This window comes from Klebsiella sp. MISC125 (assembly GCF_051131775.1).
Classification (GTDB): domain Bacteria; phylum Pseudomonadota; class Gammaproteobacteria; order Enterobacterales; family Enterobacteriaceae; genus Klebsiella.
Map to the genome: position 1 here is coordinate 5,937,733 of NZ_CP180448.1, position 14,111 is coordinate 5,951,843.

General features: G+C 57.0%; 10 protein-coding genes. 6 read left to right on the plus strand and 4 right to left on the minus strand.

Annotated features, from left to right (window positions below):
- Positions 1 to 7 precede the first annotated feature (7 nt).
- From acnB to ACMYSL_RS27840, 6 genes are all read left to right on the plus strand, one after another.
- Positions 8 to 2,605: a bifunctional aconitate hydratase 2/2-methylisocitrate dehydratase gene (acnB, locus tag ACMYSL_RS27815; protein WP_434660777.1), complete on the plus strand. Its 2,598-nt coding sequence runs from the start codon at positions 8 to 10 to the stop codon at positions 2,603 to 2,605.
- Between the two features lie 131 nt (positions 2,606 to 2,736).
- Positions 2,737 to 2,988 (plus strand): oxaloacetate decarboxylase subunit gamma, encoded by a 252-nt coding sequence (locus tag ACMYSL_RS27820; protein ID WP_434660779.1) that lies wholly within the window; start codon positions 2,737 to 2,739, stop codon positions 2,986 to 2,988.
- Between the two features lie 15 nt (positions 2,989 to 3,003).
- Positions 3,004 to 4,770 carry a sodium-extruding oxaloacetate decarboxylase subunit alpha gene (oadA, locus tag ACMYSL_RS27825; protein WP_434660781.1) on the plus strand — a complete coding sequence of 589 codons (1,767 nt, stop codon included), beginning with the start codon at positions 3,004 to 3,006 and terminating at the stop codon, positions 4,768 to 4,770.
- 15 nt (positions 4,771 to 4,785) lie between these two features.
- A complete protein-coding gene (locus ACMYSL_RS27830) occupies positions 4,786 to 6,087 on the plus strand; it encodes an oxaloacetate decarboxylase subunit beta (protein WP_434660783.1) in 1,302 nt (433 codons plus the stop codon).
- Between the two features lie 184 nt (positions 6,088 to 6,271).
- A complete protein-coding gene (locus tag ACMYSL_RS27835) occupies positions 6,272 to 6,895 on the plus strand; it encodes a hypothetical protein (protein WP_434660785.1) in 624 nt (207 codons plus the stop codon).
- Complete coding sequence (locus tag ACMYSL_RS27840) at positions 6,895 to 7,740, plus strand: fumarylacetoacetate hydrolase family protein (protein WP_181484123.1); 846 nt, start codon at positions 6,895 to 6,897, stop codon at positions 7,738 to 7,740. Before ACMYSL_RS27835 ends, ACMYSL_RS27840 begins: the two co-directional genes overlap by 1 nt.
- Positions 7,741 to 7,822: 82 nt before the next feature.
- On the opposite strand, the gene lacA is transcribed toward ACMYSL_RS27840, so the two are convergent.
- From lacA to ACMYSL_RS27860, 4 genes are all read right to left on the minus strand, one after another.
- Complete coding sequence (gene lacA / locus ACMYSL_RS27845) at positions 7,823 to 8,434, minus strand: galactoside O-acetyltransferase (RefSeq protein WP_434664300.1); 612 nt, start codon at positions 8,432 to 8,434, stop codon at positions 7,823 to 7,825.
- A gap of 29 nt (positions 8,435 to 8,463) precedes the next feature.
- On the minus strand, positions 8,464 to 9,717 hold the full coding sequence (locus ACMYSL_RS27850; RefSeq protein WP_182235578.1) for an MFS transporter: 1,254 nt from the start codon (positions 9,715 to 9,717) through the stop codon (positions 8,464 to 8,466).
- 51 nt (positions 9,718 to 9,768) lie between these two features.
- Positions 9,769 to 12,852: a beta-galactosidase gene (locus ACMYSL_RS27855; RefSeq protein ID WP_434660788.1), complete on the minus strand. Its 3,084-nt coding sequence runs from the start codon at positions 12,850 to 12,852 to the stop codon at positions 9,769 to 9,771.
- A gap of 120 nt (positions 12,853 to 12,972) precedes the next feature.
- Entirely contained in the window at positions 12,973 to 14,055 is a 1,083-nt protein-coding gene (locus tag ACMYSL_RS27860) for a LacI family DNA-binding transcriptional regulator (protein WP_434660790.1), read from the minus strand.
- Positions 14,056 to 14,111: the final 56 nt, after the last annotated feature.

The following is a 14,111-nucleotide window of genomic DNA, read 5'->3' on the forward strand; positions in this document are numbered from 1 at the left end:
TATCACTGTGCTGGAAGAATACCGTAAGCACGTCGCTGAGCGTGCAGCCGTTGGGATTGTACCGAAACCCTTAGATGCAACCCAAATGGCCGGCCTGGTTGAGCTGCTGAAGAATCCGCCTGCTGGCGAAGAAGAATTCCTGTTAGATCTGTTAATTAATCGCGTACCGCCGGGCGTCGACGAAGCCGCCTATGTTAAAGCCGGATTCCTTGCCGCCATCGCCAAAGGCGAAGCGACTTCCCCGCTGGTTACCCCTGAAAAAGCCATCGAACTGCTGGGCACCATGCAGGGCGGTTACAACATTCATCCGCTGATTGATGCGCTGGACGACGCAAAACTGGCGCCGATTGCCGCGAAAGCGCTGTCCCATACCCTGCTGATGTTCGATAACTTCTACGACGTAGAAGAGAAAGCCAAAGCGGGCAATGAATATGCCAAACAGGTGATGCAATCCTGGGCCGACGCCGAGTGGTTCCTGAACCGTCCGCAGCTGGCTGACAAAATCACCGTCACCGTTTTTAAAGTCACCGGTGAAACCAACACCGATGACCTGTCTCCGGCCCCTGATGCCTGGTCCCGCCCGGATATCCCGCTGCACGCTCTGGCGATGCTGAAAAACGCCCGTGAAGGAATCGACCCGGATCAGCCGGGCGTTGTTGGCCCGATCAAACAGATCGAAGCGTTACAGCAGAAAGGTTTTCCGCTGGCCTACGTTGGAGACGTGGTGGGAACCGGTTCTTCCCGCAAATCGGCCACCAACTCGGTGCTGTGGTTTATGGGCGATGACATTCCGAACGTGCCGAACAAGCGCGGCGGCGGTCTGTGCCTCGGTGGTAAAATTGCCCCTATCTTCTTCAACACCATGGAAGATGCGGGCGCGCTGCCGATTGAAGTGGACGTCAACAAACTGAACATGGGTGACGTGATTGACGTTTATCCGTTCAAAGGTGAAGTGCGTAACCACGAAACCAACGAACTGCTGGCTAACTTCGAACTGAAAACCGACGTGCTGGTTGACGAAGTGCGTGCCGGTGGCCGTATTCCGCTGATTATCGGTCGCGGCCTGACCACCAAAGCGCGTGAGGCGCTGGGTCTGCCGCACAGCGACGTTTTCCGTCAGGCGAAAGACGTTGCGGAAAGTAGCCGTGGTTACTCTCTGGCGCAGAAAATGGTCGGTCGTGCCTGCGGCGTGGCCGGTATTCGTCCGGGTGCTTACTGCGAGCCGAAGATGACCTCCGTCGGCTCTCAGGACACCACCGGTCCAATGACCCGTGATGAACTGAAAGATCTGGCGTGCCTGGGCTTCTCGTCTGACCTGGTGATGCAGTCCTTCTGCCACACGGCGGCGTATCCGAAGCCGGTTGACGTGACCACGCACCACACGCTGCCAGACTTCATTATGAACCGTGGCGGTGTCTCCCTGCGTCCGGGCGACGGCGTTATCCACTCCTGGCTGAACCGTATGCTGCTGCCGGATACCGTCGGTACCGGCGGTGACTCCCATACCCGTTTCCCGATTGGCATTTCCTTCCCGGCGGGCTCGGGTCTGGTGGCGTTTGCTGCCGCGACCGGCGTGATGCCGCTGGATATGCCGGAATCCGTTTTAGTTCGTTTCAAAGGCAAGATGCAGCCGGGTATCACCCTGCGTGACCTCGTTCATGCGATCCCGCTGTACGCGATTCGCCAGGGCCTGCTGACCGTTGAGAAGAAAGGTAAGAAAAACATCTTCTCCGGCCGCATCCTGGAAATCGAGGGTCTGCCGGATCTGAAAGTCGAGCAGGCGTTTGAACTGACCGATGCTTCCGCCGAACGTTCTGCTGCCGGTTGTACCATCAAACTGAACAAAGAGCCGATCGTTGAGTACCTGACCTCCAACATCGTGCTGCTGAAGTGGATGATCGCAGAAGGCTACGGCGATCGTCGTACCCTGGAACGTCGCGTGCAGGGCATGGAAAAATGGCTGGCGGAACCTGAACTGCTGGAAGGCGATGCGGATGCCGAATATGCGGCGGTGATCGACATCGATCTGGCTGACATTAAAGAGCCCATCCTGTGTGCGCCGAACGATCCGGACGATGCGCGCCTGCTGTCCGATGTGCAGGGCGAGAAGATCGACGAAGTGTTTATCGGTTCCTGCATGACCAACATCGGCCACTTCCGTGCTGCCGGTAAGCTGCTGGACAGCCACAAAGGGCAGTTGCCAACCCGCCTGTGGGTGGCTCCGCCAACTCGTATGGACGCGGCTCAGTTGACCGAAGAAGGCTACTACAGCGTGTTTGGTAAGAGCGGTGCGCGTATCGAGATCCCAGGCTGCTCCCTGTGCATGGGTAACCAGGCGCGCGTAGCGGACGGTGCGACGGTCGTTTCGACCTCAACCCGTAACTTCCCGAATCGTTTAGGTACCGGTGCGAACGTCTTCCTGGCTTCTGCGGAGCTGGCGGCAGTCGCGGCGCTTATCGGTAAGCTGCCGACGCCGGAAGAGTACCAGACCTATGTTGCGCAGGTAGAGAAGACGGCGGCAGACACCTACCGCTATCTGAACTTCGATCAGCTGGGTCAGTACAAGGAAAAAGCAAATAACACCCTTTTCCAGATAACTCTTTAATTCTGTATCTGCGCGGCAGCGCCGGCGGAAGAGTGGGCAATGGTCATCACCTGCGAGGGTGAAGGGAAATCCAAAATGCCAACGACTGTTCTCCCTCTGACGCGACGCTGCTGCGCATCCAGGAAAATACAATGACTGATAACGCACTATTACTAAAAGAAGGCTTCACCCTGATGTTCCTCGGCATGGGATTCGTGCTGGCGTTTCTGTTCCTGCTGATTTTCGCCATCCAGGGCATGTCCGTCGCCGTCAACCGCTTCTTCCCTGAACCGGCCCCGGCGCCCAAAGCGGCACCCGCCGCCGCCGCGCCCGCTGACGACTTCGCCCGCTTAAAGCCGGTGATTGCCGCCGCTATCCACCACCATCGCCGCCTTAACCCTTAATTCACGGAGCATTCCATGACCGTTGCCATTACCGATGTCGTCCTGCGCGACGCCCACCAGTCCCTTTTCGCCACCCGCCTGCGTCTTGACGATATGCTGCCCATCGCCGCTCAGCTCGATGACGTCGGCTACGGCTCCCTCGAATGCTGGGGCGGCGCCACCTATGACGCCTGCATCCGCTTTCTCGGCGAAGACCCGTGGGTCCGCCTGCGCGAGCTGAAAAAGGCCATGCCGAAGACCCCGCTGCAGATGCTGCTGCGTGGCCAGAACCTGCTCGGCTACCGCCACTACGCCGATGACGTGGTGGAGCGCTTCGTTGAGCGCGCCGTTAAAAACGGCATGGACGTGTTCCGCGTCTTCGACGCCATGAACGACCCGCGCAATATGAAGGCGGCTTTACAAGCCGTGCGCAGCCACGGCGCGCACGCCCAGGGGACCCTGAGTTACACCACCAGCCCGGCGCACACGCTGCAGACCTGGCTGGACCTGACCGAACAGCTGCTGGAAACCGGCGTCGATTCCATCGCCATCAAGGACATGTCCGGCATCCTCACCCCGTCTGCCGCCTTTGAGCTGGTGAGCGAAATCAAGAAACGCCACGACGTTCGCCTGCATCTGCACTGCCACGCCACCACCGGGATGGCGGAGATGGCCCTGCTGAAGGCCATCGAAGCGGGCGTTGACGGCGTCGACACCGCCATCTCCTCGATGAGCGCCACCTACGGTCATCCTGCCACCGAGGCGCTGGTCGCCACTCTCGCCGGAACACAGTATGACACCGGGCTGGATATTCTGAAGCTGGAGAGCATCGCGGCGTACTTCCGTGAGGTGCGCAAGAAGTACCACGCCTTTGAAGGCCATCTGAAGGGCTACGACAGCCGCATTCTGGTGGCCCAGGTACCGGGCGGGATGCTCACCAACCTCGAGGGCCAGTTGAAGCAGCAGAACGCCGCCGACAGGCTGGATGAGGTGCTGGCGGAAATCCCCCGCGTGCGCGAGGACCTCGGCTTTATCCCGCTGGTCACCCCGACCTCGCAGATTGTCGGCACCCAGGCGGTGCTCAACGTCCTGACCGGCGAGCGTTACAAAACCATCGCCAAAGAGACGGCGGGCATTCTGAAGGGCGAATACGGCCATACTCCGGTACCGGTGAATGCGGCATTGCAGGCCCGTGTGCTGGAAGGGGCTGCCCCGGTGACCTGCCGCCCGGCGGACCTGCTGAAACCGGAGCTGGCCCAGTTGGAAGCCGACGTGAAGCGCCAGGCGCAGGAGAAGGGCATTACGCTTGCGGAAAACGCCATCGACGACGTGCTGACCGTGGCCCTGTTCCCGCAAATCGGCCTGAAGTTCCTTGAGAACCGCCACAACCCGGCGGCGTTTGAGCCGGTGCCGCAGGCGGAAGCCGCGCAGCCGGTGGCAAAAGCAGAAAAACCTGCCGCCTCCGGCGTCTATACCGTGGAAGTGGAAGGTAAAGCCTTTGTGGTGAAGGTCAGCGACGGCGGCGATATCAGCCAGCTCACTGCCACCACATCAGTTGCACCGGCTCCGGTAGCCGCTCCGGCAGGCGCAGGCACCCCGGTGACCGCGCCGCTGGCGGGCACCATCTGGAAGGTGATTGCCACCGAGGGCCAGACGGTGGCGGAAGGCGACGTGCTGCTGATTCTGGAAGCCATGAAGATGGAAACCGAAATCCGCGCCGCACAGGCCGGGACCGTACGCGGTATCGCGGTGAAGTCCGGCGATGCGGTCGCCGTGGGCGACACCCTGATGACGCTTGCGTAAGGAAGAGGAACGGAAATGGAAAGTCTGAACGCCCTGATTCAGGGCATGGGCCTGATGCACCTTAGCATCGGCCAGGCGCTGATGCTGCTGGTGAGCCTGCTGCTGCTGTGGCTGGCCATCGCGAAGAAGTTCGAGCCGCTGCTGCTGCTGCCGATTGGCTTCGGCGGCCTGCTGTCGAATATCCCGGAGGCCGGGATGGCGATGACCGCGCTGGAGAGCCTGCTGGCCCATCACGATGCCGGACAGCTGGCGGTGATTGCCGCGAAGCTCAACTGTCTGCCGGACGTGCATGCCATCAAGGAAGCATTAGCGCTGGCGCTGCCGTCGGTGCAACACCAGATGGAGAGTCTGGCTACCGATATGGGCTACACGCCGGGCGTACTGGCGATTTTCTATCAGGTGGCGATAGGCTCAGGGGTTGCTCCGCTGGTGATTTTTATGGGCGTGGGAGCGATGACCGACTTCGGCCCGCTGCTGGCTAACCCGCGCACCCTGCTGCTGGGGGCGGCGGCGCAGTTCGGTATCTTCGCCACGGTGCTCGGGGCGCTGGGGCTGAACTACCTCGGCTTTATCCACTTCACCCTGCCGCAGGCGGCGGCGATAGGCATTATCGGCGGGGCGGACGGCCCGACGGCGATTTACCTCGCCAGCAAGCTGGCACCAGAGCTGCTGGGGGCCATCGCGGTGGCGGCGTACTCGTATATGGCGCTGGTGCCGTTAATCCAGCCGCCGATTATGAAGCTGCTGACCACAGAGAAGGAGCGGAAAATCCGCATGGTGCAGCTGCGCACGGTGAGCAGGCGGGAAAAAATCCTCTTCCCGGCGGTACTGTTGCTGCTGGTGGCGCTGCTGCTGCCGGACGCGGCCCCGCTGCTGGGGATGTTCTGCTTCGGCAACCTGATGCGCGAGAGCGGCGTGGTGGAGCGTCTGAGCGACACGGTGCAGAACGGTCTGATTAATATCGTGACCATTTTCCTCGGGCTGTCGGTGGGCGCGAAGCTGGTGGCGGACAAGTTCCTGCAGCCGCAGACGCTGGGCATTCTGGTGCTGGGGGTGATTGCATTCGGTATCGGGACGGCGGCCGGAGTGCTGATGGCGAAGCTGCTGAACCTGTTCAGTAAAAACAAAATCAACCCGCTGATTGGTTCCGCCGGGGTCTCGGCGGTGCCGATGGCGGCCAGGGTGTCGAACAAGGTGGGCCTGGAGTCGGATGCGCAGAACTTCCTGCTGATGCACGCGATGGGCCCGAACGTGGCCGGAGTGATTGGCTCGGCGATTGCCGCCGGGGTGATGCTCAAATATATCGTATCGCTGTAACACCGCGTTATTCCCGGAGGCGGCGCGTTGCGCCTGTCCGGGCTACCGGATTGCATGGATCTGTAGCCCGGACAGATGCGCAGCATCGCCTCCGGGAAATATGTTCTCCCGGCTCGCGCTGCGCTGAGCCGGGCTACGGGTTCACAGCCGTCTGCAAGCCGGAATACCCTACAAGGAGAAAGAGATGTCTGAAACAGCAATACCTGAATATACCGCCGCCCGGATAAGCAGAACCACGCTGGCCGGCTATCTTCACCAGTCACTGGAACTGGCCAGCAAACTGGCCTCCGGTCTAAAAATACTCCAGCTACCGGTGGACGACACCCGCCGGGCCGCAACGGTGCTGACGGAGCCGGTCTACGCCGCCGCCGGGCTGCGTCTTGCCCGCCAACAGCCTCTGGCGCAGAACCCGCTCTGCGACGACGTATTGCGGCGCTTTCGCCAGGCTCCCGGCCTGACGGCTGACCTACCCGATCTGGTTGAGACCGTACGCAGCGTAGCGCTGCCGGTCTGGTCACGCCTGCACCGCGACGGACACGGCGACGATATCGCCATTCGCCAGACGTTGCTGCACATCCTCGCCTGGCGAAGCGATTCCCCATGGCTACAGGATCAGGCGCAGCGAATACTCTGGCAGGGCGGCGTGTTGGGTGAAAAAGGAGAGGCCGTGTTAACATCCCTCGACGATGAAGCCGCCCTCCGATGCATCGTGTTCCGCGGGCTGAGTGAACTACTGACCACCACCGGTTTTTTAGTCCACTTCCCGGCGGGACCTCTGTTTTGTGATGAAAATACTGAGAGTTATTAATGAAGTTAATCAGTTTTTGCGTAAGCAATATCCCCCGCTATGGTCTGCTGCGGGAGGGCGGCGTTGTCGATTTAACCCGGCATTTTCTGCAATATCCGTCGCTGAAGTCTTTTCTGGCGGCCATGGACAACATTCCAGCAGAAATGCTGTCGCATATGGCGATCGATTACGCCCTCGATGAGATCGAATTTTTGCCGCTGATCCCCGACCCGCAAAAGATCCTCTGCGTCGGGATGAACTACCAGGCCAAACGACTGGAATTTGACGAGCAGGATCCCGACCCGACGCTGTTTATCCGCTTTCCGGATTCCCAGTGCGGGCACCTGGGCGACATCATTAAACCGGCTGCCAGCCACGAGTTTGATTACGAGGGAGAGCTGGCGCTAGTGATCGGTAAACGCGGGCGCAATATTCCCGCGGAGCGGGCGCTGGAGCACGTTGCCGGGTACAGCTGCTATATGGACGGCTCGGCCCGCGACTGGCAGCACGCTTGGTTTACTGCCGGAAAAAACTGGCCATCGACCGGCGGTTTTGGCCCCTGGCTGGTGACGCGGGATGAAATCGCCGACCCTAACGCGCTGGCGATCAAAACCCGGCTCAACGGCATGGAAGTACAGAACGACAATACCGCCAGCATGATCCACAGCGTTCCGGAGCTGATTGCCTATATCAGCACCTTCTGCGTTCTGACGCCGGGTGATGTCATTCTGACTGGCTCACCGGGCGGTGTGGGGAAAAAACGCACCCCGCCGCTGTTCCTGCAGGATGGCGATACGATTGAAGTGGAAATTGAAAATATCGGCTGCCTGCGTAACCGCATCGTTGACGAGGTGCCGGAAGCGTAACGCTGGCCTCCGGCAACAAACACCACCACAGGGCCCCGGTCAGCGTCGTAAGACCGGGGAAACTGACGGCATAATAGCGTCATTATTCCTCTGAGCCGACGGTGTAGTTTTTATAATAAAATATTTTATCTCTTTCATTAATACTTCTGATCACCTTACAAGGAACACCGACGGCAACGGCATCCGGCGGGATATCTTTGGTGACAACGCTACCCGCGCCAATAACCGAATTGTCTCCAATCGTTATACCTGGATTGATAACTACATTGCTGCCAATCCATACGTTATTGCCGATGGTGACCGGAAAGGAGAACATCTCTCCGGCTTTTCTCAACTCGTGATGAACGGGATGCCCTGTGACAGAGATCGTCACATTTGGCGCAATTAAAACGTTATCGCCAATGGTGACCGTGTAATCGTCCACAATGGTAAAATTAAAGTTCGCGTAGAAATTATCGCCAATATGGATATTAGTTCCGTAAGAGAAATAAACCGGCGGTTCTACCCACACATGCTTTCCCACTTTTCCAAACATCTCACGAATCAGTTTATCTCTTTTTTCCACCTCTGATGGACGCGTGTGATTAAATTCGTACATGAGTTCTTTGCCACGTAATCTCTCTTCTGGCAGGCCCTCGCACATATCGGTAAACAGTTCTCCTGCTTTTATTTTATCTCTCATAGAAATGTTCATCGATGGCATTCCCTCTTTATTTTTTGTATTCATGCCTGTTTACCCGATTGTGCGAAAGAGCGGGAAAAAGGTCCCGGCCCGCTAAGGGTAAATACAGAAATCAGCGTAAAGCTCAGCGCAATTATCCCTAACACCAGATAAGCCCCCTGGAAGCCAATACTCTCATACATATTCCCGGCCAGAACGGACATAAAAATCATCGCTAACTGTTTGAAGAAACAGAAACAGACCAGATAAATCGTGGCGGAGAAACGGACTTCAAACTGGCTGGTGATGTATTTGAAGCAGCCGACGATCAGGAACGGTATTTCAAACATATGCAGCGTTTTGAGGATCACGACCTCCAGTGCGGAGGAGGCGAAAGACGAGCCGATAATCCTTACCGACATGATCGTGCCTGCCAGCAGCAAAGCGTTCTTTCCACCAATACGATTCACAATCAGCGGCGCAAAGAACATGATGCTGGCATTCAGTAACTCCCCCATGGTGGTGACGTAGCCGAATACGCGAGTGCCTTGTTCACCGGTAGCAAAAAAAGAAGTGAAGAAGTTAGCAAACTGCTGGTCGAATACATCGTAAGTACAGGAGACGCCGACCACGTACAACGAGAGGAACCAGAGTTTAGGCTGTTTAAATAACTCCAGCGCTAGCTTCAGGCTGAAAGCTGAGTTGTTGGCCCCCACCGCATCGGCGACCTTCGCAGAAGAAGGCGCATCTGTTTTTGAAAAGAACAGCAGCAAGGCCAGAATAACGGCGCAACCGGAACCCAGCCAGAAGACAAACTGGTTATTGATGGTGAACATAATTCCGGCAATCGAGGCGCATAGCGCCCAGCCTACGCAACCAAACATGCGGGCGCGGCCAAATTCAAAGTTGCTCCGGCGGCTGGCTTTTTCAATATAGGCTTCAATCGCCGGTGCGCCGGCATTGTAAATAAAGCCAAGGTAGATCCCGCCAACAATCGACCCCAGTAAAATATTTACCTGTAATAAGGGACCAAAAACGTAAATAAAGAACGGGGCGAACATCACCAGCATCCCGGTGATGATCCACAGCAGATGTTTTCGCAGGCCAAGCTTATCGGATAGCAAACCGAAGGCTGGCTGGAACAGAAGCGAAAATAGTGAAATACAGGCGAAAATGATCCCCGTATCTCCTTTGCTTATATGGTTTACATCGTGTAACCAGATAGGAAAGAAGGGGAAATAAGCACCCATGATAAAAAAGTAGAAGAAGAAGAAAAAGCCGAACATCCAAAAGTTAGTATTTTTTAAATAGTACATATGGACTTCCTTACCCTGAATGCGGGCAGGCGTGAACCTGCCCGAGTGTTTTTACTTTTGACCCCAGACCAGCTGGTAGTGGTAGCGTCCGGCGCTAAGTAGGAATTCCGGCGAAACCGAAGGACTCCACGAGTCATCGCCGCCGACGCCCATATGGAAACCATCAATATTGAGCCAGGTTCCAGCTTCCGGCTGTAGCAGATGGCGGTGGCTGGTCTCCATCAACTGTTTCTGACCATAGCGGCTGATGTTGAACAGGAAATCACCACGCCAGCAGTGCGGGCCGTATTTGAGTTCACGGGTTCCACAGCGCAGACCATTTTCAGTCGGGAAAACATACGGGGTATACATCTCCTCCAGCGACAGATCCCAGCGGTCAAAGCAGGCAGCGGAAAGCCTGTCCGGATAGTTTTCATGTGGCCCTAATCCCAGCCAGCTAACCCGCTCAGCCACCTGCGAGAGCTGACAGCTCAGACCGATACGTGCCGGGTGAGGCGTGCCGCTGGCAACGTCAACGTCGACCTCTATTCGCATCTCGCTGTTGCCGTCGATACGGTACGTTTTACGGCTGACGAACAGCGTTTCCCCCTGATACTGCCAGGCATGTGCGGTGGTTATCTGTACTGCATTGGCCAGTGCGTCGGCATCGCATTGCAGCAATGTGGCTTCAGCCTGGTAGTGACCGGCGACCTTCCAGCGCTCCACCCAGGCGTTAGGATCAATGCGGGTTGACTCGCTCACGCCGATGTCGTTATCCAACGGCGCGCGCGTAAACTGGTCAATAAGCGGCGTCAACAGTTGTGCTTCTTCGCCAATCCAGTACTGCGTCAATACGCCCTGCTGGCGGCTAAACTCCCAACGCTTCTCGTTCACTGTGATGCTGAATGTGCTCTCGCTGGCATCGAGCTTTGGCGCGTGGTTGGCGGGCTGCGGCAGCTGCGTACAGAGTTTCTCGTCGAGCTTCCATTGTTGCCAGGCGCAAATATGTCCGGCCTGCGACCATGCGGTTGCTTGAGGCTGTTCAACGCGAACGGTCAGCCACAGCTGGCCTGCGGTTTCCGGTTTCGGGAAGTCAGGTAGCGCGATGACCTGACGCCCCTGCGGCGGGATATCCAGCGTCACCACGCCTGAAGCCAGTGGATTACCATCCAGCGCCAGCGACCAGTGCAGAACCTCGTTATCACTGTGGCGGAATAGGTATTCGCTGGTGACTTCAATCTTACGTTCGGCCCCCGGCAGCAGCGCAAACTGGAAAAATTGCTGTTCATGTTTGGCTTCATACAATGCCGGATGCGGCGTGCGATCGGCAAATACCAGGCCATTCATGCAGAACTGGCGATCGTTAGGCGTGTCGCCAAAATCACCGCCATACGCAGACCACGGCTTGCCATCAGCATCGTGTTTGATAAGCGACTGATCCACCCAGTCCCAAACGAAGCCCCCCTGCAGACGCGGATACTGGCGGAATGCCTGCCAGTATTTGGCGAAGCCGCCGAAACTGTTACCCATCGCGTGAGCATATTCGCAGAGGATCAGCGGGCGCTGCTCTCCGGGTAGCGACAGCCACTTTTTGATTGACCATTTCGGCACGGCAGGAAAAGGCTGATCCTGATCGACGCGGGCGTACATCGGGCAAATAATATCGGTGGCGGCAGTGTTGGCTCCGCCGCCTTCATACTGCACCGGGCGGGACGGATCTTCTGATTTCAACCAACGATACAGCGCGTCATGATTTATACCGTGACCCGATTCGTTACCCAATGACCAGATAATAATGCTCGGATGGTTGCGATCGCGCTGCACCATCCGCGTCACGCGCTGGCTCATGGCGGGCAGCCAGTCGGGATCGTCGGTCAGGCGATTCATCGGCACCATTCCGTGAGTTTCGATGTTGGCTTCATCCACCACATACAGGCCATAGCGATCGCACAATGTGTACCACATCGGGTGGTTCGGGTAATGAGAGCAGCGCACGGCGTTAAAGTTGTTCTGCTTCATCAGGAGAATGTCCTGCACCATCGTCGCCTCGTCCATCACCTGACCGTTCTCCGGGTGATGTTCATGACGGTTGGTGCCGCGAATCAGCAATGGCTTGCCGTTCAACAGCAGCAGGCCGTTTTCAATGCTGACCTGACGGAAGCCAACGTCACAGGATTCAGCTTCCAGCAGCGTACCGTCGGCGGTATGCAGTTGCACCACGGCACGATACAGATTCGGCGTCTCGGCGCTCCATAATGCTGGGTTTTCGACGTTCAGACGCAGGGTGATTCGGTCATGGTAAGCGCCGCGCTCATCAATGATGTCACTGCCTAATGGGGCGTTTTTTTCGCCGACTAACGTTTCGCCATCCCACAGCTGTACCGTCACGCGTAAATTATCGCGCAGCTCGCCCTTCACCCGGACTTCCGCTTCCAGAACCGCGCGGCTAAAGTCATCGTTGAAACGGGTGTTGATCCGCAGGTCGCTGATTTGCGTGGTGGGTTTATGCAGCAAAGCAACATCGCGGAAAATCCCGCTCATCCGCCACATGTCCTGGTCTTCCAGATAGCTACCATCGCTCCAGCGCAGCACCATGACCGCCAGACGGTTTTCGCCACTGTGCAAATAATCGCTAAGATCAAATTCAGACGGCAGGCGGCTGTCCTGCCCATAGCCCACCCAGCGCCCGTTGCACCACAGATGGAACGCGGAATTCACACCATCAAAGATAATTCGCGTTTGTCCTTCCTGAAGCCAGGCCTCGTCAATACAAAATGTGAGCGAGTAACAGCCAGTAGGATTGTCAGTCGGTACAAATGGCGGGTTAACCGGAATGGGATAGGTGACGTTGGTATAAATCGGTGCATCATAACCGTCCATCTGCCAGTTGGACGGTACGTTGATGGTATCCGCCTGCGGCAGATCGCTTGTCAGCCAACTTTCCGGCACCGCTTCAGGCGAGGCAAACCAGGCAAATTGCCACTGTCCGTTCAGACTGAATTTCTGCGCAGATTTCCGATTAGCGCGAGCGTCATCAGCATTTTGCCAACTGTAAAAAGGAGGGCGCGCCTCCAGGCGGTTGAGTTGCGTTACGCCTGGGTTTTCCCAGTCGCGTCGAGCCAGCACCGCGACGAGTGAATCTGTATTCAGGGACATATCTGTATCCTTATAGAAATTGTTATCCGCTCACAATTTAAATCAAAATAGGCGTATAACGTTATTTCTGTAAAGGATGAGATGAGCAATGAGTGAACTCACTCACACAATTTTACCCGTTCATATTTTGGGCGATAGCTGGGAAATCTGACGAGCAAGCTGAATCAGTGAATCGGCGAGGACCTCAGGGGAGGTCGTGTGGTTGTTGGGAGGCCGAACGGTTTTACGTTGAATCAATGACACGGGCAGTAGCTGGTTGTTAGTCGCGGGTTCTCCGCCAGAGAGTTGCAGCAGTTTGTCTACACTCGTTTTGCCGAGCAGCGAAAAATCCTGCCTGATGGTCGTCAGCGGTGGGATATAGCAGGCGCTATCCTCAGTATCGTCATAACCAATAACGGAAATGTCGCTCGCCACGCGTAGACCAAATTCGCTAATCGCCCGCATCGCGCCCAGCGCCATCTGATCGTTAGCCACCAGTATGGCGGAGGGGATCGTCCCGTCATTAAGCATTTGCTGAGTTTGCTGAAAACCGGACATCGCGCTCCAGTCGCCTTCTGTTTCAGCAACCGGCTGTAGCTGATAGTGCGCCAGATATTTATGCCAGCCTGCGAGTCTCAGCCGCGCGGAAACCGAAGAATGCGGCCCGGCCAGTAGCGCAATGCGCTGATGCCCATGCTCTACCAGATGTTCAACACCCAGACGCGCGCCGTCATCGTGAGAAAAAATAATGCTGTTAATGGGGGACTGGTCGGAAACGTCGAGAAAGAGTACCGGCACGTTGCCGCAGCTTGCCGCCACCGCAATAGCGTCATTTTCATCGAGCGGATAGTTAACGATCAAACCGGTTACCCGTTGCGTCAGCAGGTTATGTACCGCCGCTTTGCAGGCTTCAACACCGTTGCGCTCCACCATGGCAATCACGACGCTGGCGCCTGATCTGTCGGCGCGAGATTTGATGGCCGCGACAATCTGTGACGGCGCGTGCAGCGCAAGGTTGGCAGTCGCTACGCCAATAAGCGGCGTCTGTTTTCCCGCCAGCTGCTGCGCAACGCGATTGGGAATGTAATTCAGCTCCGCCATCGCGGCTTCAACTTTTTCACGGGTTTTAGCGGAAACATGGTCAGCCTGATTCACCACACGGGAAACGGTCTGGTAGGAGACCCCCGCGTGATCTGCGACATCGTATAGCGTTACCTGTTTCACATTCATCACCCTGATTTTACTGTTGTCTGCACGCTATGATGCCATACTCCACCAGG